This window comes from Streptomyces sp. NPDC006476 (assembly GCF_040612015.1).
Taxonomy (GTDB): domain Bacteria; phylum Actinomycetota; class Actinomycetes; order Streptomycetales; family Streptomycetaceae; genus Streptomyces; species Streptomyces griseorubiginosus_B.
Genome location: NZ_JBEXPK010000003.1, coordinates 1 through 25,870, shown reverse-complemented (window position 1 = coordinate 25,870; position 25,870 = coordinate 1). Strand labels below are relative to the sequence as shown.

General features: G+C 70.6%; 18 protein-coding genes and 1 pseudogene. 5 read left to right on the top strand and 14 right to left on the bottom strand.

The window, feature by feature from the left end; translation table 11 throughout:
* Nucleotides 1–286: 286 nt before the first annotated feature.
* From ABZZ74_RS04155 to ABZZ74_RS04135, 5 genes are all read right to left on the bottom strand, one after another.
* Nucleotides 287–1,174: an FCD domain-containing protein gene (locus ABZZ74_RS04155; RefSeq protein WP_133046153.1), complete on the bottom strand. Its 888-nt coding sequence runs from the start codon at nucleotides 1,172–1,174 to the stop codon at nucleotides 287–289.
* A gap of 161 nt (nucleotides 1,175–1,335) precedes the next feature.
* Nucleotides 1,336–3,519 carry an ATP-binding cassette domain-containing protein gene (locus ABZZ74_RS04150; protein ID WP_356761755.1) on the bottom strand — a complete coding sequence of 728 codons (2,184 nt, stop codon included), beginning with the start codon at nucleotides 3,517–3,519 and terminating at the stop codon, nucleotides 1,336–1,338.
* 136 nt (nucleotides 3,520–3,655) lie between these two features.
* Nucleotides 3,656–4,414, bottom strand: coding sequence for an NUDIX hydrolase (locus tag ABZZ74_RS04145; protein WP_356761753.1), 759 nt, complete (start codon nucleotides 4,412–4,414; stop codon nucleotides 3,656–3,658).
* Between the two features lie 140 nt (nucleotides 4,415–4,554).
* Complete coding sequence (locus ABZZ74_RS04140) at nucleotides 4,555–6,474, bottom strand: glycogen debranching N-terminal domain-containing protein (protein WP_356761751.1); 1,920 nt, start codon at nucleotides 6,472–6,474, stop codon at nucleotides 4,555–4,557.
* Nucleotides 6,475–7,404: 930 nt separating this feature from the next.
* Nucleotides 7,405–8,973 (bottom strand): DUF4192 domain-containing protein, encoded by a 1,569-nt coding sequence (locus ABZZ74_RS04135; RefSeq protein ID WP_356761749.1) that lies wholly within the window; start codon nucleotides 8,971–8,973, stop codon nucleotides 7,405–7,407.
* Nucleotides 8,974–9,065: 92 nt separating this feature from the next.
* On the opposite strand from ABZZ74_RS04135, the pseudogene ABZZ74_RS04130 reads away from it, so the two are divergent.
* Together ABZZ74_RS04130 and ABZZ74_RS04125 are read left to right on the top strand one after the other, a co-directional pair.
* Nucleotides 9,066–11,284, top strand: a pseudogene (locus ABZZ74_RS04130) (RecQ family ATP-dependent DNA helicase).
* 332 nt (nucleotides 11,285–11,616) lie between these two features.
* The gene (locus ABZZ74_RS04125; RefSeq protein WP_356761747.1) at nucleotides 11,617–12,252 is read left to right on the top strand and encodes a hypothetical protein; all 636 of its coding nucleotides are present in this window, start codon (nucleotides 11,617–11,619) and stop codon (nucleotides 12,250–12,252) included.
* Nucleotides 12,253–12,675: 423 nt separating this feature from the next.
* Here the strand turns inward: ABZZ74_RS04125 and ABZZ74_RS04120 are convergent, their stop codons facing one another.
* From ABZZ74_RS04120 to ABZZ74_RS04110, 3 genes are all read right to left on the bottom strand, one after another.
* The gene (locus ABZZ74_RS04120) at nucleotides 12,676–13,317 is read right to left on the bottom strand and encodes a hypothetical protein (protein WP_356761745.1); all 642 of its coding nucleotides are present in this window, start codon (nucleotides 13,315–13,317) and stop codon (nucleotides 12,676–12,678) included.
* Between the two features lie 68 nt (nucleotides 13,318–13,385).
* Entirely contained in the window at nucleotides 13,386–14,087 is a 702-nt protein-coding gene (locus ABZZ74_RS04115; RefSeq protein ID WP_208783773.1) for a ribonuclease HII, read from the bottom strand.
* A gap of 82 nt (nucleotides 14,088–14,169) precedes the next feature.
* Nucleotides 14,170–14,793 (bottom strand): TetR/AcrR family transcriptional regulator, encoded by a 624-nt coding sequence (locus ABZZ74_RS04110; protein WP_356761743.1) that lies wholly within the window; start codon nucleotides 14,791–14,793, stop codon nucleotides 14,170–14,172.
* Between the two features lie 186 nt (nucleotides 14,794–14,979).
* Between ABZZ74_RS04110 and ABZZ74_RS04105 the strand changes: the two genes are divergently transcribed.
* Entirely contained in the window at nucleotides 14,980–16,527 is a 1,548-nt protein-coding gene (locus ABZZ74_RS04105) for an MFS transporter (RefSeq protein ID WP_356761741.1), read from the top strand.
* A gap of 268 nt (nucleotides 16,528–16,795) precedes the next feature.
* Here the strand turns inward: ABZZ74_RS04105 and ABZZ74_RS04100 are convergent, their stop codons facing one another.
* The 3 genes from ABZZ74_RS04100 to ABZZ74_RS04090 form a co-directional block, all read right to left on the bottom strand.
* A complete protein-coding gene (locus tag ABZZ74_RS04100) occupies nucleotides 16,796–17,698 on the bottom strand; it encodes an ADP-ribosylglycohydrolase family protein (RefSeq protein WP_356761739.1) in 903 nt (300 codons plus the stop codon).
* A 12-nt stretch (nucleotides 17,699–17,710) separates the two neighbouring features.
* Entirely contained in the window at nucleotides 17,711–18,370 is a 660-nt protein-coding gene (locus tag ABZZ74_RS04095; protein ID WP_356761737.1) for a histidine phosphatase family protein, read from the bottom strand.
* A gap of 131 nt (nucleotides 18,371–18,501) precedes the next feature.
* On the bottom strand, nucleotides 18,502–19,107 hold the full coding sequence (locus ABZZ74_RS04090) for a YdbC family protein (protein WP_133046165.1): 606 nt from the start codon (nucleotides 19,105–19,107) through the stop codon (nucleotides 18,502–18,504).
* 159 nt (nucleotides 19,108–19,266) lie between these two features.
* Between ABZZ74_RS04090 and ABZZ74_RS04085 the strand changes: the two genes are divergently transcribed.
* Complete coding sequence (locus ABZZ74_RS04085; protein WP_356761734.1) at nucleotides 19,267–19,800, top strand: TerD family protein; 534 nt, start codon at nucleotides 19,267–19,269, stop codon at nucleotides 19,798–19,800.
* Nucleotides 19,801–19,807: 7 nt separating this feature from the next.
* Here ABZZ74_RS04085 and ABZZ74_RS04080 read toward each other — a convergent pair whose 3' ends face one another.
* From ABZZ74_RS04080 to nrdR, 3 genes are all read right to left on the bottom strand, one after another.
* Nucleotides 19,808–20,539 carry a DUF6215 domain-containing protein gene (locus ABZZ74_RS04080; RefSeq protein ID WP_356761732.1) on the bottom strand — a complete coding sequence of 244 codons (732 nt, stop codon included), beginning with the start codon at nucleotides 20,537–20,539 and terminating at the stop codon, nucleotides 19,808–19,810.
* Between the two features lie 197 nt (nucleotides 20,540–20,736).
* Nucleotides 20,737–23,631: a vitamin B12-dependent ribonucleotide reductase gene (locus ABZZ74_RS04075; RefSeq protein WP_356761730.1), complete on the bottom strand. Its 2,895-nt coding sequence runs from the start codon at nucleotides 23,629–23,631 to the stop codon at nucleotides 20,737–20,739.
* Nucleotides 23,632–23,797: 166 nt separating this feature from the next.
* Nucleotides 23,798–24,358 (bottom strand): transcriptional regulator NrdR, encoded by a 561-nt coding sequence (nrdR, locus tag ABZZ74_RS04070; protein WP_356761728.1) that lies wholly within the window; start codon nucleotides 24,356–24,358, stop codon nucleotides 23,798–23,800.
* 565 nt (nucleotides 24,359–24,923) lie between these two features.
* Between nrdR and lexA the strand changes: the two genes are divergently transcribed.
* A complete protein-coding gene (lexA, locus tag ABZZ74_RS04065; RefSeq protein ID WP_208783605.1) occupies nucleotides 24,924–25,703 on the top strand; it encodes a transcriptional repressor LexA in 780 nt (259 codons plus the stop codon).
* Nucleotides 25,704–25,870: the final 167 nt, after the last annotated feature.

The window sequence follows — 25,870 nt, the reverse complement described above, 5'->3', positions numbered from 1 at the left end:
CGTATTCCCTCCTCGGCAGTCACCTCTTAGGTCATCGCAGTGTTCCCACAAGCGTTACGCCCAATCCGCGTGGCCCGAGTCACACCCCGTAAGCATTCAAAAACGGTCAGACACGGGCATACGAGATCACACATGGCTCAGACCAAGGCGCCCCGGCGCCACGAGTCCCTCGCACCGTCGGACCCCGCATGATCCAGGAGATGATGCGGGGTCCGACGGGAGCAGCCGGCCGGGCGACGCCCCAGGAGGGGGAGGCGTACCCGTCCGCGCCACTCGTGGTGCGGGGTCAGTGCTCGCGCGGCGCCGGCACCACGCGCTCCACCTCGGGGTGGACGGTGAGCAGTTGGCGCATGGCCGCCTCGGCCGCCGCGCCGTCGCCGGCCGCCAGGGCGTCGGCGATCCTGGCGTGGTGCGCCAGCGACGTCTCGTTGGGCCGGTCGCAGCCCGTGACGGGGCTGCCGGAAACCTGGAGGGCGGCCGACACGATCCCGGAGAGGTGCTCCAGCATGCGGTTTCCCGCGACCTGGATGAGCAGGGAGTGGAACTCGGCGTCGGCGCGGGAGAAGGTGAGCGCGTCACCCTGCCCCATGGCGTGGCCCATGATCTCGACCATGTCCGCGAGGCGCTGCTGGACGTCCTCGCGCCCGTGCCCGGCGGCGAGGCGGGCCGCGAGCGGCTCGATGGTCCAGCGCAGTTCGCTCAGCTCGCGCCGCTGGTCGTCGCGCTGCGGCCCGAAGGCCCGCCACTCGATGATGTCCGGGTCCAGGAGATTCCAGTCGCTGACCGGACGCACGCGCGTGCCGACGTTCGGACGGGCGCTGACCAGGCCCTTGGCCTCCAGGACGCGGAGCGACTCACGGACGACGGTGCGGGAGACCTCGAAGCGCTGGCCGATCTCCTCGGGCACCAGCGGGCGGTCCGCGCCCAGGTCACCGGAGACGATCATCTGCCCGAGCTGCTGGACGAGTTGGCCGTGCAGCCCGCGTCCGCGGCTGCCCGTGGCGCGCCGGCCCACGCGGCCCAGCTCCGGGTCGGCGCTCTCCCAGGCGGGGACTCCGACGCGGTCGGCGACGTGCGCCTCGGCGTAGGGGTAGCGGTCGAGTTCGCCCGGGCCGACGAGGCCGGAGTCTGCGGAGCGGGCGGCGGTCATCATGGTGTGCGCAAGGGTACTCACGGATCCTTTGTCGGCGCTGTCCTCAACTCCCTTGAGGTCTTTGGTGAAAAGCACACGAAAGGGTGATCGCTCACCCCGTCGCAATTGACGCCTTATCGGAAAGATTTGGGCTTTCCGAGGGGAGTTGCGCACAGGGTGGGGCGAAAGTGTGCGGACGGACGTCACCGGACCCTGCCGCGCAGGGTCGTGAGCACATACGCGCAGAGCAGCGCGGTCAGCGACAACGTCATTGCCCCACCCACGGGTTGGGCGATCATGCGCGCGACAGCGGACAGATAGCGCTCTCCCCCGAAGGGCCACTGCAGCAGAAGTGTCTCGCGCAACCGCAGCGGAAGCCCGGCCGCGGTCCGCACGGACGATCCCGCCAAGGCCTTTTGTACGAGGGGTACGACGACGACCGGCACGGCGAGCACGGCCGCGAGTCCCGCGGTGGTGGACCGGAACACACCGGCCGCCAGCACTCCGGCCCACGCACACCCGACGACGAGCCCGGTCCAGCTCGCTCCGAGCGCCGGCCAGTCGCCGGGAACTTCCGTGAGCTCCCGTCCGTAGACGACGTAGAGCACCTCGGCGTCGCAGCCGACCGTGAGGATGGCCAGGGTCAGCGCGGTGGCCGTGGCGACGAGGAGCTTCGCGACGAGCAGCCCCAGCCGGCGGGGCACGGTTCCCCGGTCCGCCGCCAGCGCGGGATGGCGGAACTCGTCGCCGAAGGCCAGCGCGCCGAGCAGCCCCGCCCCGAGCGCGGCAGGCGGCAACGGCAGCTCCCACGGCCACGCCGCCAGCAGCCGCGCCTGCGGTGTGTGCCCGATCCTCGCGGTGAGTACGGCGGTGAGGGCCGACGCGAGCAGTACGGCCCCGGCGACCAGGAACCCCGTGCCGATCCCGGCGGCACGACGGATCTCGTAGCGCAGGGGGCGGAGGGGGCTGGGTGCGGGGTGGACGGAGATGGGGGGCGGGAGGGGGGAGAGGGGGTCGGCGGAGCGAGCTTCGGCGGGGCGAGAATTTTGCGTGGGCACAGGCGCGGTCGATGCCGGACGGGGGTGCGCGGGGGTCGCAGTCGCGGCGGGCGCGGCGGCTTCGGGGCGCCGGTCGGAGCCTGCCGAGTCCGTGACGTACGGCGTCCAAGGATCCTGAACAGCGTGGGCATCACGATCCCTGGCCGCCGCACGCGAGTCGTCCCGCGTCTGAGGAACCTGGCTGACGTCGGCATGCCGGTCCCCACCTGCCGCAGTCGAGTCGTCCCGCGCCGCAGGAACTTGGCCGGCATCGACATGGCCGTTCCCGCCCGCTGCACTCGCGTCGTCGCGCTGCTGAAGAACCGGACCAACCTCCGCATGCCAGTCCCGGCCCGTCGCATGCGGCTCGTCGCGCGTCTGAACGACCTCACCGGCATCGGGCCGACCGACCTTCGCCTCGCCGAGCCGCACTGCCTCAGCCGGCGGCGCGGTGCGGGGAACGTCTCCGGCTCCCGGACCCATGTCACCCACCTCGTCGGCGAGTTGGTGGACGAGAATGCCGTGGCGGAAGGCGGTCTCGCCGATGTCGGCGCAGCTACTGCCGTACACGGACAGGCGGTTGCCGCCCTCGCGAACGACCTCGACCGAGCGCTGGGCGGCGCGGGCCTCCTTCGTGAGGAGAGCGGCCAGGCGCGCGGCGTACGGGCTGCGGACGGCGACGCGGGGGCGCAACCGGGTCCGGGCGAACTCGGCGGCGTCCTGGTCGGCGACGAGTCTGCCCTGCTCCAGGGTGACGACCCGGTCGGCGTTGCGGGCGGCCTCCTTGGGGTCGGCCACGGTGAGCAGGACCGTGCCGCCCTGCGTGGCGTGCGCGCGCAGCATGCTGTGCAGCCAACGGGTCTCACGCGCGGAGAGGCCGTCGGCGGGGTCGTCGAGGACCAGCGTGTGGGGGTCGGGGAGCAGGGCACAGGCGAGGCCGAGCCGGCGGTCCATGCCGCGCGAGAGGGTGCCGAGGCGTTCGTCGCGCAGGCTGACGAGGCCGACCACTTCGAGGACCTCGTCGGCGCGGCGGACGGGGACTCCGGCGGCGGCGCACAGCATGCGCAGATGGCCGCGGACTGTGCGCGCCGGGTGTCCTGGCACGTCTCCGAGGAGCACGCCGACCTCGCGTGAGGGGTGGGCGATGCGGTGCAGGGGACGGCCTCTGAAGTAGGTGATGCCACGGCCCTGTTGCAGTTCGAGCATGAGTCTGAGTGCCGTGGTCTTGCCCGCTCCGGCTGCGCCGAGCAGCGCGGTGACGTGGCCCGCTCGCGCGTCGAAGGAGACGTCGTCGACGGCGGGTGGGAGGTCCTTGCGGGGATTGCTGGTCAGTCCGAAGGCCTGGATCACCCGTAGCAAGATAGCGCGCTATGTCCGTTTTTTCGGACAGTGCAGGGCCAGTTCGCGGACCGTCGCCCCACATTTCCGGAACTTGCTCGCCGTTAGCTCCCGGACCCGGTTCCACCGTGCTCCGTGAAGCGTGCCGTCACACTTCGGGGCGCAGCATCGGGGGGTTGAGCAGAGTGGCGCCACCGGCACGGAAGAGCTGTGCCGGGCGGCCGCCCTGGCGCGTGGTCGTGCCGCCGGTGGGCACGAGGAATCCCGGGGTGCCCGTCACCTTGCGATGGAAGTTGCGTGGATCGAGCGCCACGCCCCACACCGCCTCGTAGACCCGGCGGAGCTCGCCGACCGTGAACTCGGTGGGACAGAACGCCGTGGCGAGGGACGAGTACTCGATCTTGGAGCGGGCGCGCTCCACGCCGTCGGAGAGGATCTGGGCGTGGTCGAAGGCGAGCGGCGCCACCGGTTCGCCGTCCCGGCCGTAACCGCCCTGCTGCAGCAGCTCGTCGACCGGTGCCCAGCGTGCGTTGCTGGCGTCGCCGCCCGCTCGGGGTGCCGGCAGGTCGGGGGCGAGGGCGAGGTGGGCGACGCTGACGACCCGCATCCGGGGGTCCCGCTTCGGGTCGCCGTAGGTCGCGAGTTGTTCGAGGTGTGCACCGTTGTCGTGGGCGGGGACGGACGGGTCATGGGCGCGCAGTCCGGTCTCCTCCGCGAGCTCGCGCGCCGCCGCCTGCGCCAGGTCCTCGTCGGCCCTTACGAACCCACCGGGAAGCGCCCAACGGCCCTGGAAGGGCGGTTCGCCCCTGCGTACCGCCAGCGCGCACAGGGCATGGCGGCGCACGGTCAGCACGACCAGGTCCACGGTGACGGCGAAGGGCGGAAAGGCTGACGGGTCGTAGGGCATGCGGCGATCATAGTCGTCTGCCTGACGATAAACACTCCATTCGTCGGCCGCCTCGATGGTTGATCGACTTCGGTCACTTCGGTCCGGTCTGAGCCGCACCGTCTCCTCCCTGGTGTTGTGCGGTGGTGCGTCGTGCGAGGTCACACTCCCAGTGACAGCCCTTCGGCCGCCTCCTCGACCATGGCGGGTCCGAGCCTGCTCACCCGCACGGAGAAGGGGGCGCCGGCCACCCGTAGGCCGGTCAGGACGATCTCGCCCAGGGGCGCGCTGCGCAGGGGGCGGAGCGTGACCGAGCGGGCGGGGGCATCGGGGCGGATCCCGGCGAGCGTGGTCAGCAGGAGCACGCCGGCGGCCGCGGCGGTGGCGGCCGGCCGACAGGCCGCCGGGTGCGGGAGCGGGGCGCTCGCCTCGGTGCGCTGCTCCCCCGCGTACATCTCGGGCAGCCGGTGGCCGAAGGCCTCGGCCGCCGCAAGAACGCCACGCAACAGCGAACCCGCCTCCTGCTCGTAGCCCGCGGCGGCGAGGCCCGCTACGGCCACGGCCGTTTCGTGCACCCGCACGGTCCCGCTCCGGTGCCCGAACGGGTTGTGACCCGGTTCGTTCGTGCCCAGACTCCTCAGTCCCCAACCGGAGTCCAGGGCGGGGCCACCGAGCAGCCTGGCGAGTTGTTCCGTCCGCACCTTGTCGAGCAGGCCCGGTGCCTGTTCGCCCCCGCCGAGCAGGCCGGTGTCGAGCAGATGGACGGCGGCCGCGCCCAGGTGCCGCACCGGGCTGCCGTCCGGAAGTCTCGCGGCCGCGGGTCGGCCTCCGCCGCGATCGTCGATCCAGAACTCCTGCCGGAACGCCGTCCGCAGCGCCCGCGCCCACTGCCGCAGTCCCTCCCCACCAGGCCGGCCGCAGACGTCGAGCAGATCGGCACCGAGCAGTGCCGCCCGGTGCGCGTGGGCCTGTGTCTCGCAGCGGGCGGGGCCACCGGGGTCGGGGTCGTTCAGGTAGGTACCGTCACCGATGGTCGTCCGCAGCCAGGTCAGACAGCGTTCGGCCGTCGGCAGCAGTTCTTCCGTCTCCTGTTCTGGGAGCCCCCAGCGGCGGGCCTCCGCGAGGAGCACCGGGTAGAGCAGCGTGGCCTCCATGGCCGTGCAGCCCGGTGGCAGATGGGGTCCCGCGTCCCGTCGTGGTCCCGGAATCAGGCCGGACTGCCGCCCTGGGCCGGTGAGTTGGGTGCGGGCCAGGGTACGCAGCGTGCCCGTGGCGAGCCGGGTGCCGAGCGCCAGCGTCATCCTTGCCGCGGCGAGCGCTTCGGCGGGGGCCGATCCACAGCGCCAGGGAGCGCCGGCCGCGAGGTGGGTGTCGGAAGGGCGGGCGGGGTCGCGCAGGAGCAGAGCCTGGAGGTCCTCGACGCTGGTCCGCAGGAGCGGCTGGAGCCTGGGATCGTCGCCCGACGCCCGCGGGACAGCGAAGGGGTCGGCCGCGGTACGGCCAACGGCTCGGACGGCCCCCACTCTGTCGGGCCGTACTCTCAGCTCCACGCTGGTGCTGCCGCCGGGAGGCAGATCCAACTCCCAGCGCAGCAGCCCTGCCGAGGCCAGCGCGTCCGCGGGCGGTGGATCCGCCGTGACCGACGAGTTGCCGCCGACGCTGGACCAGCGCAGCCCCGAATCGTGGACGGTGGCCGGTAGTTCGGCCCCCGCTCTGCCGGATGCGATCGCGCCCAGGTCCGCCAGGTCCGTCCCCAGGGACACCTCGACCGGGAGGCGCAGGGCGCGTGGGGCCGCGTTGTGCAGCGTGATCCGCTCCGTGCCGTCCGCGTGGCGGACGCGTTCCACCACGAGGTCCGGGTCCGGACCGGAGTGCGGGGAGACGTGCACGGCGCCCACGAAGCGGGCCCGGTCGGCCGCCGTCATCCGGGCCTGCAACGCCAGCGGTTCTCGCCCGGCCACGCGGACCTGACAGCGGGAGAGCAGGCGTCTGCCCGCGCAGTAGAACCTGTCCAGTCCCTGACCGGTCATCTGCCCCTGTTCTGAGGAGATGGCAAGGCCGGGGAGGGCGACACAGATCATGACGGTATGGGTTGGCGGTAACTCGGCAGGACGACGAGTCGGGCCCAGGGTGCCGCGGGGCTGCGGGGCGGGTCCGCCAGGCGGGAAGGTGGGCGCGGGGCGAGGCTGGGCGACCGGCGCGGGCGTGGTCCGTCCCGCGCCGGGTGTCTGATGCCGGTCGGGTGTCCTGCCAGTCACCCAGGGCTGGTGCAACGGTCGTGAGGTGTTCGTTGCCGGCTCCGCGGGCCCGCCGCTGCTTCGACTGCGCGGGGCCGCTCCTTCGGCGGACCCGTTCCGACCCAGCGACGGGGCCGCAACGGTTGGCGTAGGCGGGCCAAACCCTTGTCCAGGGGAACCAGCCCGGGGCACCTCTTGGCCGTTCGCCGCGGGCCAAGGCCCTGCCGTGAACGCAGTCGAAAGCCCTTCCTGGCTCGGGAGGACGGGCACTCTCCCCTCCTGATCGACGGGCACGGACAGGGACACGTCGATCCCTGGGTGCGAAGAAATACGCGGTGCGGCGCCGGCTGCTTCTTGATCGGCGCGGTCCGCGAGAACCGCGGGCGCCGGCGGATCGGCTCCCTGCCGGGAGGGCGGCTCCCATCGGCCACTGGCGGAACAGTCGGCGGAAGGCTCGGAGGGCTCGGAGAGCGAGGTCGGCTGATGCATGCGGTGGCTTCTTCTGCGCTCGGTGCACCTCGGGCGTGTGCGGCGCCGGGTGGGGGGATCCGGACGGACGTGTGGGGGACGACGGCTCGGCCCGTGCGGGCGCTCCGCCACTCAGGTGAACGCGGCGGGACTCCTCCGGGTCACGCCCACGATCGGCCACGCCGACGTAATGGCGGTGAGAGCGCCGACCGCTCCCGACCACCGGTCGCGGTCGGCGCTCCACAACTACCGCTCGCCCACTGTCGTCATCCCGACGGCAGTCCCTGAAGCCCTCCCGGCCGTTGCTCACACCTCCCCCTCGGTACCGTCGCCTCCCAAGCGGGCGCTGCTGGGGCGGTTGTCACGGTGGCGCGTGGACTGTTTCCCGGAGGGACTCGGGCGCATGCTGCCCTTTCGTCCGGCTCCCGGACGCGTCCCCTCGGCCGTCGACGTCCGTGACCGGGGGAGGCCCACGGTGCTCTTCGCACCGTCGGCCGCCCGTGCCGCACGGGTCCGTCCGCCGACCGTGGCGCCTGGACGGGAGCCGCGTCGCGATCGCCCGCTCTTCTCCGGCGTCGGGCCCGGCTCAGCAGGCTCGGCCGCCGTGGACACAACGGCAGCCTCCTCACCCGCGGCCTGCCGGACCGACCCCCGGACGCGATCCCGGCGTTCCGCGCGCAGGCAGCGCCGGATCGACTCCGGGTCCAGGTTCTCGTTGCAGGCCTGGTGCAGCAGGCGGGCGAAGAGATAGTCCGGATCCGCGCCGAGTGCCATGGCGAGGGCCTCCCGGGCCTCGAGGTCGTCTCCGGACGACCAGGCGACCCAACCCGCCAGGGTCAGCGGCGCCGCGGCGTGCTCTCCGTAGGGTCCGACGCACCGGCGGGCGAGAGCCCTCCAGAGGCGCAGCGCGGGAGCGGCGTCGTCGCCCTCCATCCACTCGGCCGCCCGGTCTCGGGTGGCGCGGTCCTGCAGGCCGAGGATCAGCGTCGCGGCCTCGTCGTACCCGAGGAGCAGGTCGTCGCGGACGTCCGCCGCGAGGGCGCCGGTCACCGGCGCGGCCTCGGCCAGGCGGCGCATGACCCGCTCGGCGAGCTCGAGCGTCTCCTCGGCCATGTCCGCACGGTTGGCGTCGTCGAGGATCCGCGGGACCACGGCCATGCTCGCGGTGTCCAGGGCGATCTCCTGCTCCAGAGCGGCCGCGGTCTCCCACGGCTGCAACCTGGCCCTCAGCTCGCGCAAGGTGCCGCGCACCTGAAGGCCGGCGTAGGTGGCCGCGGCGGCCAGGACGGAGGTGCCGGGCATCCCCATCGGCAGGCCGTCGGCGGGACAGCAGACCTCGTTGCTGCAGCAGTACGACCAGAAGCGGCCGTCCGAGACGCACAGCGCCTCGATCACCGGCACGTCCAGCTGACCGCACTCGATGCGGAGCTTCTGGGCCAGCGGGCGCAGTCGCTCCATGACCTGGCGGCCGGACTCTCCCTGCGCGGGTTCCTGGCAGAGGTAGGCGACCATCTGCTCGGGTCGGGCTCCTCGGCGCTCACTCCCGGTGACCAGGCCATGGGCCAGCTGCCTCGCGACGGATGGCCAGTCGTCCGGGTTCGCGGGAATGCCGAGCCGGGCGCGGCCGCCGAACCGGCCCTGGCCGTCCCTGTCGTGCAGGGCCACGAGGACGATGCTGTCCTCGGGGCGGTAGCCGAGCAGGTACGGCATGGCGTCGGCCAGTTCGGCCGGGGTGCGGAGCGTGACCTGGTGTTCGGGGCCGTGGCTGTCGTATGCGGTCGGGCCGGCCTGCCCGGCGGTCCTGACGTTTTCGGCGCTGCCGTTTTTCGCGCTGCCGTTTTCGGGGGATCCAGTGCTTTCGCTGTGATTCGTCATGCGCAGACGATCTCGCGGATCACGAGGTTCCGCTTTGCCCTGTGGATAACCCTGAACAGGGACACCTCAACGCCGATCGTCGCCCCGGCAACGTGGCACCCCGCCCTGGTCCGGATTGTCAGTGGCGTCCTGTTGGATGGAACGCATGGAGCACATGAGCAACGCGGAACTGCGGACGGCCGCCGACGCGGTCCTCGCCCGACTTGTCGGGGACACCACCGGCGCGGCCCGGCTGCGTGAGGACCAGTGGCGGGCGATCGAGGCGCTGGTCGCCGACAGACGCCGGGCGCTGGTCGTGCAGCGCACGGGGTGGGGCAAGTCCGCGGTGTACTTCGTGGCGACCTCGCTGCTGCGTGCCAGGGGCAGCGGGCCGACGGTGATCGTCTCCCCGCTGCTCGCGCTCATGCGCAACCAGGTCGAGGCCGCGGCCCGGGCCGGAATCCATGCACGGACCATCAACTCCTCGAACACAGAGGAGTGGGAGACGGTTCAGGACGAGATCGCGGCGGGCGAGGTCGACGTGCTGCTCGTCAGCCCGGAGCGGCTCAACAACCCGGACTTCCGGGACCAGGTGCTGCCCAAGCTCGCCGCCGCGACCGGGCTGCTCGTGGTCGACGAGGCGCACTGCATCTCCGACTGGGGCCACGACTTCCGCCCCGACTACCGACGGCTGCGCACCATGTTGGGCGACCTCCCGCCGGGGGTTCCCGTACTGGCGACCACAGCGACCGCCAACGCCCGGGTGACCGCCGATGTCGCGGAGCAGCTCGGCACCGGGGGCACGTCGGACGCCCTGGTACTGCGCGGTCCGCTGGACCGGGAGAGCCTGACCCTGGGGGTTCTGCGGCTGCCGGACGCCGCGCACCGGATGGCCTGGCTCGCCGATCACCTGGACGAGCTGCCGGGTTCCGGAATCATCTACACGCTCACCGTGGCCGCCGCCGAGGAGGTCACCGCCTTTCTCCGGCATCGCGGGCACTCCGTCGCCTCGTACACCGGCAAGACGGAGAACGCCGACCGGCTTCAGGCCGAGGACGACCTCCTCGCCAACCGGGTGAAGGCCCTGGTCGCCACCTCCGCGCTCGGCATGGGCTTCGACAAGCCGGATCTCGGATTCGTGGTGCACCTCGGCTCGCCCTCCTCCCCCATCGCCTACTACCAGCAGGTGGGCCGCGCCGGACGCGGTGTCGAGCACGCCGAGGTGCTGTTGCTCCCGGGCAAGGAGGACGAGGCGATCTGGGAGTACTTCGCGTCGCTGGCCTTCCCGTCGGAGGACCTCGTGCGCCGCACGCTCGACGTCCTCGCGCGCGCGGACAGGCCGCTCTCCCTGCCCGCCCTGGAACCCCTGGTGGAGCTGCGCCGCTCCCGCCTGGAAAGCATGCTCAAGGTGCTCGACGTCGACGGTGCGGTCAAGCGCGTCAAGGGCGGCTGGATCGCGACCGGCAGCCCCTGGACGTACGACGCCGATCGCTACGCGTGGGTCGCCCGGCAGCGTGCGGCCGAGCAGCAGGCGATGCGCGACTACGCGTCGACGGCGGACTGCCGCATGGAGTTCCTGCAACGCCAGTTGGACGACGAGGGCGCCAAGCCCTGCGGCCGCTGCGACAACTGCGCGGGAGCACGGTTCACGGCCGGCACGTCTACGGCCGCCCTGGACGCGGCGCGGGACGATCTGGGCCGGGCGGGCGTGGAGGTGGAGCCGCGTCGCATGTGGCCGACCGGGCTGCCGGCGATCGGCGTCGACCTCAAGGGGCGCATTCCGGCCGGTGAACAGGCCACCGTCGGAAGGGCGTTGGGCCGTCTGTCGGACATCGGCTGGGGCAACCGGCTGCGCCCGATGTTCGCTTCCGAGGCTCCGGACGGTCCTGTGCCGGACGACGTGGCGAAGGCTGTCGTGGGCGTGCTTGCCGACTGGGCCAGGGGCCCCGGCGGCTGGGCGCCAGGGGTGGAGGACGCGCAGCCGCGTCCGGTCGGTGTGGTCACCGTCCCTTCTCGCAGCCGGCCCCAGCTGATCGGTTCGTTGGCCGCCCGCATCTCGGAGGTCGGCAGACTGCCGCTGCTGGGTTCGGTGGAGTACACACAGGACGCGACCCGCGTTCCCCGCAGCAACAGCGCGCAGCGTCTGAAGGCACTCGACGGCGCGCTGACCGTGCCGTCGGCTCTGGCCTCCGCCCTCGTCGAGGCCGGCGGCCCGGTGCTGCTGGTCGACGACTTCACCGAGACCGGCTGGACCCTGGCGATCGCGGCCCGCCTGCTCCTCCGCGCCGGTGCGGAGGGGGTGCTGCCGCTCGTTCTGGCCGTCCAGGGCTGACCGCCGTCAACTGCGCCCGGGCACGACAAGCCTGGTCCACTCCGCCAATCTGCACCCTCTATGGACGGCCTATGCCCCAACGGTGTACGAACGCGAGGTGAACGGTCACCTCATGCGTCGCAACATCGCCCACTGGGTAGGGATATAAACCACAGACCGTCAGATATCGGTCAGTGGCCCCAATTGCTCGTTGCCGCATCCAAGTTCGACAGCAAGAATTGAACTCCGCTCCCCGCACGGCTCACCCGTGGTCCGGTAGGGCTCTGCTGCGGTGCGCGCTCCCCCGAATCCGACCTCGCCCGCAGTGTGGGCACGTAGCCGAAGGGAGGACCGTGACCTTCGGATTCGCTCCGTCCTCCGCGGCATCCACGTCGACGTCTGCCGACCTGTCCGCCGCTTCCGTCAACCCCCTTGTCCGCATGCTCGAACCGGCGGAGTGGGCCGCTGCGGGAATCCCGCTGCTGCGCAATCCCCGCGAGGTCGTCAGCGGTCTGCATTCCCGGCACCGCCCCACACCCGCGACCGCGATCGTGGCCGTGCTCGATCCGGACGAACGGCTGCGGGCGAGCGCCTCGTTCGTCCGCCGCCCGGCCCCCGCCGACGGCTGGATGTTCCGCAACGCCCTGCTCGCCCAATTGCGCCGGGTCATCCCGCACGACCTCCGCCTCCGCACCCCGGTGCGCACCGCGGTGCTGCTCTACTGCCGCGAAGGCGACTCCCGTTGGACGGAGGAGGACGGCGCGTGGATGTGGGGTCTGCGTGACGCGTGCACACTGCACGGGCTGCGCTGCGGGGCGTACATCACGCTGACCCGGGACGGCTGGCAGGTGCTCGGAGAGGGGCGCGGCGGTCGCCGTCCGAGCGCGGACTCCTCGCCGGAACCTTTCGGCATGTCCGAGGCGCCGCTTCCGCTGCCCCGCACCGGCGGTGCCGCCTCGGAGGTCCTGCGCCGCGCCGCCGCCCGCTGATCGCATCGCCGGGCCGCGCGGCCCGGACGGCACACCTTCTCTCGTACGCCTGCGCGGCCCGCACGACCATGACCGCGCACACACGTCGCTCACGCCCGGCCGTGCTCCGTACGACTGCTCGCCGGCGCACCCGGCCGCCCGCGCCGACTCAAACCCGCCGCGCCAGGGCGGAACTCGGCCGTCCGTCCGTCACGGGCGCACCCGACCGAGCAACTCGATCGGTCGGCTTTGCGCATGCCTGCGTGACCGTACCCCCCGTGAGCGACCGACTCGACCGCGCTGCGGCGGCCGCGAAGGCGGACGGAGACACCCACTCGGCGTCCCTCGCTGAGGTCGTGCGCGCACGCGGAAGCGTCCGCCGTGCTGATGCCACCGCAACGGCGCCCCGGCCGCCTGGGTGTCCCCCCGGAGGTACCGGGGGGCTCAGACGCCCGCGCCCAGTACCGAGTTGATCTGCTGCGGGTCGCCGCAGACGATCAGCAGGGCGCCGGCCCGGGCATGGGCCAACGGGAGGGCGGTGGCGGCGGCAGCGGCGGGACCACCGTTGACGGCGACCACGACCACGGGACGCGAGGTCGCGCGCGAGGCGACCGATGCGTCGGCGTAGAAGACGTCGTCGCCCGCGTCGTGCTGCGCCCAGTAGGAGGCTTCACCGAAGGACAGCTCGTGGTCGGCCCACGGGTGCTGCTCGCCGGTGGTGATGACGAGTACGTCGCCAGGAGCGCGCCCCGACTCGAGCAGCAGGTCCACGGCCTCTTCGGCGGCGTCGAGAGCGCCGTCGACCGAGGCGGGGATCAGCTGGATCTGCGGGGTCGCCGAAGCGGCGACGGGGGACGCGGGAGCCGCCGGGCCCGAAGGTCCGGGCTTGGCCGCGGCCGTGTCGCGCGACGTACGTTGCACCGGCGGAGTGGGCCGGTGCGGACCAGGACGACCGGGCCGCGGCGGGGCCGCGGGACGGGGACCGGGTACGGGACGAGGGGTCGGCGCGGTGCGGCCACTGGCCGGAGTGACGCGGGGACCCTGGGCACTCTCGTGAATCTGAGGCTCCTCGGGAATGAGAGGCATGGGCTGATATTTATCAAACGTTGGTACGGCAGGCGTCGGCGGGTGGCACCTGAGTGCGAGCGGAATCGTCAGAAATCGAAGCCCAGCTGCCCCTCGATCTCCGGAACGCTTCCGTCCGCCCAGCTGCGGGCCTTCTTGAGGTGACGCCACTGGGGCAGCGCATCAAGATACGCCCACGACAACCGGTGGTACGGGGTGGGCCCCCGCACCTCCAGTGCGGCCTTGTGCACGGGCGACGGATACCCGGCATTGTCCGCAAAACCGAAGTCTGCATGGTCGATACCCAGTTCGGCCATCATTTTGTCGCGCTGAACCTTGGCGATCACCGAAGCCGCCGCGACCGCCACACAGGAACGGTCGCCCTTGATGACCGTACGGACCCTCCACGGGGTCCCCAAGTAGTCGTGCTTCCCGTCCAGGATCACCGCGTCCGGCCGGACCGGAAGGGTCTCCAGGGCCCGAACCGCGGCCAGTCGCAGGGCGGCCGTCATGCCCAGGTCGTCGATCTCCTCCGGGGAGGCGTGCCCCAGCGCGAACGAGGTCACCCACTTCTCCAACTCCTGGGCGAGCGCGGTGCGCCGCCTGACGGTGAGCAGTTTGGAGTCGGTGAGGCCTTCGGGGGGCCGGCGCAGTCCGGTGACCGCCGCACAGACGGTGACGGGGCCGGCCCACGCGCCGCGCCCCACCTCGTCGACACCGGCAATGATCTTCGCCCCGGTCGTGGCGCGGAGTGAGCGCTCGACGGTGTGAGTAGGTGGTTCGTACGGCATGGCGCCCTTAGCGTACGCCCCACGGATCACCCGGCGACACCCCGCCTTGCCAAAGTCATGCCAGAAGCGACGGCCCCTGCCGTCAGGCGCCGTTGGGGCGCAGCAGCGGAACCATCAACCGGTCGATCATCTCCTCGATGTCGCGGTCGGGCCATTCACTTCCGCGCATCTTGTTGCGGTACATCATCATGGCCGGGATGGCATCGAAGACATAGCTGTTCGCCGCGTCGGGCCGCACCTCGTGCCGCTCTATTCCGCGCTCGATGACCTCATGGAGCAGTTTGACCGTGGGCTCCACGATCCCGTTGAAGATCACCCCATGGAAGCGCTCGGCCTGCTGCGGATCACACTCGTGAATGACAGAGCGGACGGCGGAGCCGGGGCGCGAGAACATCGCGTCGCGGGCGTTGCGGCAGAGGGCCAGCAGGTCCTCGCGCACACTGCCGAGGTCGGGCGCCTCCTCGAACCGGGGCAGTCCGGCCTGCAGCGCGTCCGCGACGAGGTCCTCCTTGGAGGGCCAGCGCCGGTACACCGCGGCCTTTCCGGTCTGGGCGCCTGCGGCGACACCCTCCATGGTGAGGCCGTTCCAGCCGACCGTACTGAGCTGGTCCAGGGCGGCATCGAGGATGGCGCGTTCGAGCACGGCACCGCGCCGACGGAGGGAGGTCGCCTGAGCGGGGGCGGCCGTCCAGCGCGAGGTAACCATCTGAGTGTCTCCAGTGAGCATGGGGAGCGGGTGTCTCGGGGGCGGAGTGGCACCGCGCGGCAACGACGGGGGACTCGCCGCGCGACGACAATTTAAGTGAACGCTTGCGTTCACTATGGGGGACTCACTACGGTTGACGCGACAGTGAACGCGAGCGTTCACTAACGTCTTCGTGGGGGACCCATAGTGACAGCCTCTCAGTTGATCAAGGACCAGAAACCAGGTGCGGCGCGCCGGGACGGGCGTCCCGGTATCGCGCTCGCGGTCATCGCCGCCTGCCAACTCATGGTGGTACTCGACGCGACGATTGTGAACATCGCGCTCCCGCACATTCAAGACGCGCTGCAGTTCAGCACCACGGACCTCACGTGGGTGGTCAGCGCCTACACACTCACCTTCGGCGGCCTGCTGCTCCTGGGCGGCCGGGCCGGCGACATCCTCGGCCGTCGCCGGGTCTTCATGACCGGCATCCTGCTGTTCACCTTCGCATCGCTGCTGGGTGGACTCGCCCAGGAGCCCTGGCAGCTGCTGGCCGCCCGTGTCCTGCAGGGCATGGGTGGCGCGATCGCGTCGCCCACCTCGCTGGCACTGATCACCACGACGTTCCCGGAGGGGCCCGAGCGCAACCGCGCCTTCGGGGTCTTCGCCGCGGTCTCCGCGGGCGGCGGTGCGATCGGCCTGCTCGCGGGGGGCATGCTCACCGAGTGGCTCGACTGGCGCTGGGTGCTCTTCGTGAACGTGCCCATCGGCGTGGTGATCGCCCTGCTCGCGCCGCTCTACATCAACGAGTCCGAACGCCACACCGGGCGCTTCGACATCGCCGGTGCCCTGACCTCGACGGCCGGCATGGCATCCCTCGTCTACGGCTTCATCCGCGCGGCGGACGACGGCTGGCGGGACAGCCTGACCATCGGCTCCTTCGCGGCCGCCGTGATCCTCCTGGTGTCCTTCGCCTTCGTCGAGTCCCGGGCCAAGGAACCGATCACCCCGCTGCGGATGTTCGCCGACCGCAACCGCTCCGGCACCTACGTGATCATGCTCAGCCTCGCCGCGGCGATGTTCGGCATGTTCTTCTACATCGTCCTCTTCGTGCAGAACGTGCTGGGGTACAGCCCGATCCAGGCCGGTCTCGCCTTCCTGCCGGTGACGGTCGTGATCGCGATCGGCGCTGGGCTGTCGCAGCGCTTCCTGCCGGTGCTCGGCCCGAAGCCGTTCATGGTCACGGGCTCGGCCCTCGCGGTGATCGGGCTTGCCTGGCAGACGCTGATCAGCTCCGACAGCTCGTACGCGGGCGGGGTGCTCGGTCCGATGCTGGTGTTCGGATTCGGCATGGGCCTCAACTTCGTGACGCTCACGGTGACCGCGGTCTCCGGGGTCGCCCAGCACGAGGCGGGCGCGGCCTCCGGGCTGCTCAACGCCATGCAGCAGGTGGGCGGTTCGCTCGGCCTGTCGATCCTGACCACGGTGTTCGGCTCGGCGAGCAAGGACGAGGCGCGCAAGCAACTGCCGAAGTTCCTCGCCGACGGTTCGGCGGAGCAGAAGGCGGAGTTCACCAAGACGCATCAGCTGCCCGGCACTTGGGGCCACCAGGTGCTCGCCCACGGCATCTCGATGGGCTTTGTGGCGGCCGCGGCCATGGCCGTACTCGCTCTCGGCACCGCCTGGTTGGTGATCCGGGTCCGCAAGAGCGACCTGGAGGCGCTCGCCGGGACGGCGACCCCGGGAGCGGTCTGAGCGGCCACCCGCACGGGGCCGCGGATGGCCGGGGCGGGTCCAGGGGACCGACGGCGAGGACGCCGTCCCGGCCATCCGCACACCGCTTGCAGCGCACCAGAACGCCAACCGCATGACCACCCCCCAGAACTCCCCTGCCCAGATGCATCCCGCCCGACGCGGGACCGTCACCTGGCACAACGGACGATCGGTGACGCAGAGTTCCCGACAAACACGTAGAGTTTCCACCGGGGCCTGGCGGTCCTGCGGCCGACCCCTCAGGCGGGCGTCAGGTGGTGTGGGGCACCCAGTCCGGCAGGGCTTCCGTCCGCTCCGCCCATGCGGCCGGCGGCATACCCGCCTTCCCGGCGGCGATCACACCGCCCACGATGGCGCAGGTGGTGTCCACGTCCCCGCCGACCTGGGCCGTCGCCCAGAACGCCCGCTCGTAGTCACCGAGCGCCCGCGCCGCCGACCACACGGCGAAGGGCACGGTGTCATGGGCCGAGGTACGCCGTCCGCAGCCCAGCACGGCCGCCACGGTGCCCGGGTCGTCGTAGTCGAGCATGTCCCGTGCCCGCCGCAGCCCCGCGCCGACAGCGCTTTTGGGGACGAGCTCGACGACACGGTCGAGGAGGGCCTCCGGGCTCGGAGGGCCACCGGGTGAGGCGGCCAGCGCGGCCGCCGCGGCCACGGCCATGGCGCCCACGACGGCCTCACGGTGCTGATGGGTGGGGTATGCGGAGATCTCCGCCTGATGGGTCGCCTGTTCCGGGTCGTCCGCGTACCAGGCGCCCAGCGGGGCGATCCGCATCGCCGCGCCGTTGCCCCAGGACCCCTGCCCGTTGAAGAGCTCTGCCGCCAGCTCTCGCCAGTCGCCGCCCTCGCGGACCAGTCGGAGCAGGCGGTTGACGGCCGGACCGTATCCGCGGTCGAAGTCATGGTGCTCGGCGAAGGAGAGCGCCAGGGCGTCCTGGTCGATGCGGCCATGGGCGGCGAGGACCGCGACCACGGAACAGGCCATCTCTGTGTCGTCGGTCCACTGCCAGGATCCCGGCGGCAGCTCACGCCGCTGCAGCAGCGGATAATTCGCCGGTACGAAGAACTGGGAGCCCAGCGCGTCCCCCACCGCCAGTCCGCGCAGGCTGGTCAGAGCGCGCTCCAGGCGCACGTGAGAGGAGTCAGGGGTCATCGTTCCGCCACTCTATCCGGTGATCCCGTACGGCTCCGGATCTCGCCAGCGTTCGAAAGGACGGTCAAGTGCGTACTTGCCGTCGTCGCCGAGAACGAGCATCCGCATCTCCGCGTTCCCCGGATTGGCCAGCGACTCGAACTCCGCGACCGTCCAGTGGAACCAGCGCATGCAGAACAGGCGCATGGCCAGGCCATGGGTCACCAGCAGGACGTTCGGCGGGTGGTCGGGGGCCTCGAAGCTGCGGAACAGACTCTCCAGGAAGCCGCCGACCCGGTCGTAGACGTCGGCGCCGGACTCTCCCTGGGCGAAGCGGTAGAAGAAGTGGCCGTACGCGTCCCTATAGGCCTTCTGCAGCCGGACGTCGTCGCGGTCCTGCCAGTTCCCCCAGTCCTGCTCGCGCAGCCGGGGCTCCTCCCGGATCCGTATGAGGTCGGGGTCGAGATGGAAGGCACGCAGGGTCTCGTGCGTACGGCGGTACGGGGAGACGTACACGCTCACGCGCTCGCGTGCGAACACCTCCCGCAGCCGTTTCCCCGTCTCCTCCGCCTGCTGCCAGCCGCGGTCGGTCAGGGCGAGAGCGTGGTCGGGTTCACGCTCGTAGACGGTGTCATCAACATTGCCCGTTGACTCTCCGTGCCGGACAAGGACGATGCGCCGTGGTCGTGCCATGCCAAGACCCTAGATCGAGTGACGGCCGATCGAGCACTCGTACGGGCCCCATACGGCGTAGGTCACACAGTTTTCGCATCACAGACCCCCCGGAGCGCACGATTGGCACGTCCATTTTTCAAACCCACACCTCAGACGATCCAGGTCGGCTCGAGTGCCACGATGTCTCCGGTGAGCGACGCGACGTCCGCCTCCGTCTGGGCCCGCAGCGCGAGCCGCTCCACCCGCTCGGTGCGGTACTTGCCGTGCTCAGCCGCCGAGCGCCACATCGACAGCACCAGGAACTCATGTCCCGGCGCCTCACCGAACAGCCCTCGGATCATGCCCGGGGAGCCGGCCATGGCGGGGTTCCAGACCTTCTCCTGCATCAGGGTGAAGTGTTCCGCGCGTTCCTCGTGCACCCGGCACAGGGCGACACGCAGCAGATCGGCGTCCGTGAAACGCGGTTCGAAGCCGGTCTTCACGTCGAAGCGGTAGTCGAAGAGCCTCACCTGGGCGTCCTTGAACGTGCCGGACTGGGCCGCCGCCAGCCGGTCGTGCGAACGGGCCATGAAGGAGTCGTAGAAGGAACGGCTCTCCCAGAACGAGAAGATGTGCGCCACGCCCGGCCGCCCCCGGCTCCAGCCACCACCCTGTCCCCGAAACCCCGGCTCCCCCAGAAGCCCCGCCCACTTCCGCTGCCCCCGCTCGAACCCGCGGCGGTCCACCACGGTGCAGCGAATCCACTTGACCAGCACCGCGCCATGGTAAGGCCACGGAGCGTGGCGCCGGTCACGCTCCGGCGGACAGCTCCCGCGCGCATGGGCGCGCACACGTGGCAGGATGGACAACTGGCCTTGTCCGCCCGGGGATTCGGGCCGCAAGAGGACACGGGGAGACGGGGAAGGGGAGCTGTGGTGAACGGCCTCAACAAGGGGATCCGCAAGGCCGAGATCGCCCTCAAGTGGGATCCGAGTCCGGCGGGTCAGCCGCCCACCGATCTGGACATCGTCGCCGCTACCTACCCGGTGGGCGACGCGTACGGCGATCCGGCCTATGTGGTGCACTTCGACAGCCGCTCTCCCGACGGCACCATCTACCTCAACCGGGACAGCAAGGACGGCAAGGGTTTCGGCTGGGACGAGGTCATGACGCTGGAGCTGGACCGGCTCAGCGACCGGTACGCGCGCGTGGTCGTCGGCGTCGTCATCCAGCAGCGCGCGGCGCACCGGACCTTCGTCAGCGTGGTCAACCCGGGGTGGCGCATACGGGAGGGCTACACCGTGCTCGCCGAGGACGACTTCGGGGACGTCCTCGGGGCTACGGCGGCCACCGTCGGGGAGTTCGTGCGGGACGAGTCGGGCTCCTGGAACTTCCGTCCGGGCGTCCACGGTTACGAGGACGACCCCGCGACGTTCACCCGGACCATGGGCCGGATCGACCAGCCCTGACGTCCGGTCAGCCGGCGGTCCACCCCGGGACCGTCGGCAGCACCTTCTCGGCGACGCGGAACAGCGCCGCGTCGTCGGGTGTCGCGAAGTCCTGACGCCAGATGGACACCTCGAAGGACCCGCCGCCGTCCTTGGCGTCCTTGGCGACGATCAGAGTGCGGGCGATGCCTCCTGGGCCCGTGTGGACCTTGCCGCCGCCCAGGTTGAAGCGCAGGGCGGTGGTGTGGTCCGAGTAGAGGACCGCGGGGTGGCCGAGGAAGCTCCTCTTCTGGACGGTGCCGCCGAGGAAGTCGGCCAGCTCGGACACCGGGAAGTCGTCGTCGGACGCGGTGAGCTCCAGGGAGTAGGTCTTCAGGTCGACGTCCGCCTCCGGGGAATCCGTCTTGGTTCCGTCGGCGGAGGTGAACGTGCTCACGTTGCCGCTGGCACTGATCGCCTGCTCGTCCGGCGTGCCGAGGAGCGCCGGCAGATCGGAACGGTTGAGCGCCGTGCACAGCTGCGCCGCGGAGATGTGCTTGGACGATTTGGCGTCGTGCGTGGTGTCGCAGACGGCGGGCTTGGTGTCGCCCGCCGCGTCCCGGCCTCCCCCGAGGACCCACAGGGCGCCCGCGAGGCCGACGACCACCACGATCGCCGCGATGACCTGAGCTCCCGTGTCCACGCTCTTCTCGGGCTTGCTGCCGCCCGTTGCGGGCTCGCTGCCGATGTCCTGTTTGGTGTCGGCGAATTCGTCGACCATGTCCCCCACGTCCCCCACCCCGATGTTCGCGCCGGTCGTGCGCCGGGGGAGCGTAACCTGTGATCCTTCTGTGGGGAAAGTGGAATTCTCAAGCACACGAAGGCGGCGTCCCGTCAGGGGTGGGCCCCCGCCCCGAAGAGCGCGAAGGGCGGTGGCACCGGAGTCCCGGTGCCACCGCCCTGACCGGCTAGGTCACATCAGCTGCAGCCGCTGGTCGACCCGCAGCCCTCGCAGATGTAGCAGGAACCGGCCCGCTGCATCTTCGTACCGCAGGAGAAGCACAGCGGGGCGTCGGCCTGGATGCCCAGCTGCATCTCAACCAGCTCGGCGCTGGTGTGGGCCTGCTTCGGAGCGGGCTTGGCCGCCTGGACCTCGGCACGCGGCGTGGCGACGGCCTTGAGCTCCTGGGCGCGCGGCGCCGACTGGGCGAGACCCTCGACGTCGACCTCGTCCTCGGACGGCTCGTAGGACCCGGTCTCCAGGTGACGCTGGCGCTCCTCGGCGGAGTGGATGCCGAGCGCGGAGCGCGTCTCGAACGGCAGGAAGTCCAGCGCCAGGCGGCGGAAGATGTAGTCGACGATCGACTGGGCCATCCGCACATCCGGGTCGTCCGTCATACCGGCCGGCTCGAAGCGCATGTTGGTGAACTTCGAGACGTACGTCTCCAGGGGCACGCCGTACTGGAGGCCGACGGAGACCGCGATGGAGAAGGCGTCCATCATGCCCGCGAGAGTCGAACCCTGCTTGGACATCTTCAGGAAGACCTCACCGAGACCGTCGTCCGGGTAGGAGTTGGCGGTCATGTAGCCCTCGGCGCCGCCGACCGTGAAGGACGTCGTGATGCCGGGGCGGCCCTTCGGGAGGCGCTTGCGGACCGGGCGGTACTCGATGACCTTCTCGACCGTCTCGCGGATGGTCGCCTCGGCCTTCTCCGTGACCTCGGCCTTCTCCTTCTCCTTGGTCTTCGCGGAGAGGGGCTGGCCGACCTTGCAGTTGTCGCGGTAGATGGCGAGCGCCTTGACGCCCAGCTTCCAGGCCTCGAAGTAGATCTCCTCGACCTCCTCGACGGTCGCGGACTCCGGCATGTTGACCGTCTTGGAGATGGCGCCGGAGATCCACGGCTGGATCGCGGCCATCATGCGCACGTGACCCATCGGGGAGATGGCCCGCTCGCCCATGGCGCAGTCGAACACCTCGTAGTGCTCGTGCTTGAGCCCGGGGGCGTCGATCACATTGCCGTGCTCGGCGATGTGGGCGACGATCGCCTCGATCTGCTCCTCCTGGTAGCCCAGGCGGCGCAGGGCCTGCGGGACCGTGCCGTTGACGATCTGCATGGAGCCGCCGCCGACGAGCTTCTTGAACTTGACCAGGGCCAGGTCGGGCTCGACGCCGGTGGTGTCGCAGGACATCGCCAGACCGATGGTGCCGGTCGGGGCGAGGACGGACGCCTGGGAGTTACGGAAACCGTTCTTCTCACCGATACGCAGCACGTCCTGCCATGCCTCCGTGGCGGCGGCCCACACCGGCGTGTCCAGGTCGTCCATGCGCACGGCCGTGGCGTTGGCGTCGGCGTGCTGCTTCATGACGCGGTTGTGGGCACTGGCGTTGCGCGCGTAGCCGTCGTACGGGCCCACCACGGCGGCGAGTTCGGCGGAGCGCTTGTACGACGTGCCGGTCATCAGGGAGGTGATGGCGCCGGCCAGGGCGCGGCCGCCGTCGGAGTCGTAGGCGTGGCCGGTGGCCATCAGCAGGGCGCCGAGGTTGGCGTATCCGATGCCCAGCTGGCGGAACGCGCGCGTGTTGTCGCCGATCTTCTGGGTGGGGAAGTCGGCGAAGCAGATGGAGATGTCCATCGCGGTGATGACGAGCTCGACGACCTTGGAGAAGCGCTCGACGTCGAAGGACTGGTGGCCCTTGCCGTCGTCCTTGAGGAACTTCATCAGGTTCAGCGAGGCGAGGTTGCAGGACGTGTTGTCCAGGTGCATGTACTCGCTGCACGGGTTCGAGCCGTTGATACGGCCGGACTCCGGGCACGTGTGCCAGTGGTTGATGACGTTGTCGTACTGGATGCCCGGGTCGGCGCAGGCCCAGGCGGCCTCGGCCATCTTGCGGAACAGGGTCTTGGCGTCGACCTCTTCGATGACCTCGCCGGTCATCCGCGCGCGGAGGCCGAACTTGCCGCCCTGCTCGACCGCCTTCATGAACTCGTCGTTGACACGGACCGAGTTGTTGGCGTTCTGGTACTGGACGGAGGTGATGTCCTCGCCGCCGAGGTCCATGTCGAAGCCCGCGTCACGCAGGGCGCGGATCTTCTCCTCTTCCTTCACCTTGGTCTCGATGAAGTCCTCGACGTCCGGGTGGTCAACGTCGAGGATGACCATCTTCGCGGCCCGGCGAGTGGCGCCACCGGACTTGATGGTGCCGGCGGAGGCGTCGGCGCCGCGCATGAAGGAGACCGGGCCGGAGGCGTTGCCACCGGAGGACAGCAGCTCCTTGGAGGAGCGGATGCGGGAGAGGTTCAGGCCGGCGCCGGAGCCGCCCTTGAAGATCATGCCCTCTTCCTTGTACCAGTCGAGGATCGACTCCATGGAGTCGTCGACGGACAGGATGAAGCAGGCGGACACCTGCTGGGGCTGCGGGGTGCCGACGTTGAACCAGACGGGGCTGTTGAAGCTGAAGACCTGGTGCAGGAGGGCGTACGCCAGCTCGTGCTCGAAGATCTCCGCGTCGGCGGGCGAGGCGAAGTACTTGTAGTCCTCGCCGGCCTTCCGGTACGTCTTCACGATGCGGTCGATCAGCTGCTTGAGGCTGGTCTCGCGCTGCGGGGTGCCCACGGCACCGCGGAAGTACTTGCTGGTGACGATGTTGACCGCGTTCACCGACCAGAAGTCGGGGAACTCGACGCCGCGCTGCTCGAAGTTGACCGAGCCGTCGCGCCAGTTGGTCATGACGACGTCACGGCGCTCCCAGGCCACCTCGTCGTACGGGTGCACGCCGGGGGTGGTGTGGATGCGCTCGATACGCAGTCCCTTGGTCGCCTTGGTGCCCTTGGCGCGGGAACTCCGTGCCGGACCGCTCGCCGTCTCTGTCATGCCGCCTCCCTGTACGGGCTAAAACGCCCTGAAGTGCCCCGTTGTTCCCGTGGCACGGTGTTCTGTCTGGTGTTGCGGGCACCCACTCGCTACGCCCGCAACAGGTCTCGATCGCCGCCGTCCGGCCGGACAAAGGGGCCTTGCGCCCCGCGTTCCGGCCCGCCGATCAGTCGGCGGCGTGCGCGGGCTCGGGGACCTGGGCGGTCCCTGCGGGCCCGATGTCGTCTTCCCGGCTCCCCGCACCGGTGGCCTCGCGGTCGTCGTCGTCCGCGCCGGCGCGTCGCGTCTCCTCCCTGAGTTCCGCGATCGCTGCCTCGAAGTCGTCGAGCGAGTCGAACGCCCGGTAGACGGAGGCGAATCGCAGATACGCGACAAGGTCGAGTTCCTGCAACGGGCCGAGTATGGCCAGCCCCACGTCGTGGGTGGTCAGCTCGGCGCTTCCGGTGGCCCGCACCGCCTCCTCGACCCGCTGGCCGAGCTGGGCGAGGGCGTCCTCGGTGACAGGCCGTCCCTGGCATGCCTTGCGCACACCGTTGATGACCTTGGTACGACTGAAGGGTTCGGTGACTCCGGACCGTTTGATCACCATCAGCGAGCACGTCTCCACCGTCGTGAAACGACGGGAGCAGTCAGGACACTGGCGGCGCCTGCGGATCGACGTGCCGTCGTCGGTCGTACGACTGTCGACGACGCGGCTGTCGGGGTGCCTGCAGAAGGGGCAGTGCATGATCTCCCAACCCTCCTCACAGCAGACTCAATAGCCTCGCTGAGCCCCATGGGCCCCTCGAAGCAGCCCCAAGCATAGGCGATGACCATGGGTCCGGAGACCCGGGGGACCACAACTTCTGGGCTGCCGTTGCAATCCAACCACTAGATGTGGGGATTGGCTCATACATACACGCCGCACGCGCGTGTCGCGCGCGTATTGGCATGTGCCATACGACTGCTCCGCCGCACGCAATGCACACGCGCACAGGCGTACCGTTACGGCACCTGGGGAGATACCGTGGGCGCCACAAGGAGAGGGCGTGCGACTCCCGCAGAAATGGGGGCCGGTTCCCGGTTACGGGGACGCCGGATGGCAGACTGGGGCACCAACCCACGAGGCCATCACCCCGGCGGTGAAGAGTACAACAATGAGCCCCTTTGTCCGCCAGGTGCCGCGTTAGCCATACACCCAGACACATGATCAAGTAAGGCTATCCGCGTTTTTTCACTCGAACGTGTGTTTGGCGCAACCTTTCGAAAGCAACTACCGTTGTCCAGCAGGGAGACCATCGAGAGGGGCCGACGTGACCACCACCGCAGACAGTGCCACCATCACTGCCCAGGACCGCTCCCAGGGCCGACTCGAGCCGGTGCATGCGATGAACGAAGCCGTGAATCCCGAGGGGCACAAGCGCTCCCTGCCGGGCCGACCTCCAGGCATCCGGGCGGACAGCTCCGGACTCACCGACCGGCAGCGCCGGGTGATCGAGGTCATCAGGGATTCCGTCCAGCGGCGCGGCTACCCGCCGTCGATGCGGGAGATCGGCCAGGCGGTCGGCCTCTCCAGCACCTCGTCCGTCGCACACCAGCTGATGGCTCTGGAGCGCAAGGGCTTCCTGCGCCGCGACCCGCACCGCCCGCGCGCGTACGAGGTGCGCGGCTCCGACCAGGCGGCCACCGTGCAGCCCACCGACACCGCCGGCAAGCCCGCCGCGTCGTACGTCCCGCTGGTCGGCCGCATCGCCGCCGGTGGCCCGATCCTCGCCGAAGAGTCGGTCGAGGACGTCTTTCCTCTCCCCCGCCAGCTGGTCGGTGACGGCGAGCTGTTCGTCCTGAAGGTCGTCGGCGACTCGATGATCGAGGCCGCGATCTGCGACGGCGACTGGGTCACGGTGCGCCGTCAGCCCGTCGCGGAGAACGGCGACATCGTCGCCGCGATGCTCGACGGCGAGGCCACCGTGAAGCGCTTCAAGCGCGAGGACGGCCATGTCTGGCTCCTCCCGCACAACTCCGCGTACGAGCCGATCCCCGGCGACGACGCGACCATCCTCGGCAAGGTGGTGGCGGTGCTGCGGCGCGTATGACGGCCGCGGCAGGCGGCTCTGCATAGCGGCCGCCCCCTGACCGGGCCCCGGGACCCCTGCGCCGGTTCCGGGGCCCTGTGTTGCCCGGCCCCCGGTGGCCGGAGAACGAGGACGTTGCCCTGCAGGACGATCTCGCCGACCCCGCACGCACGGGCGAGCATGCGCAG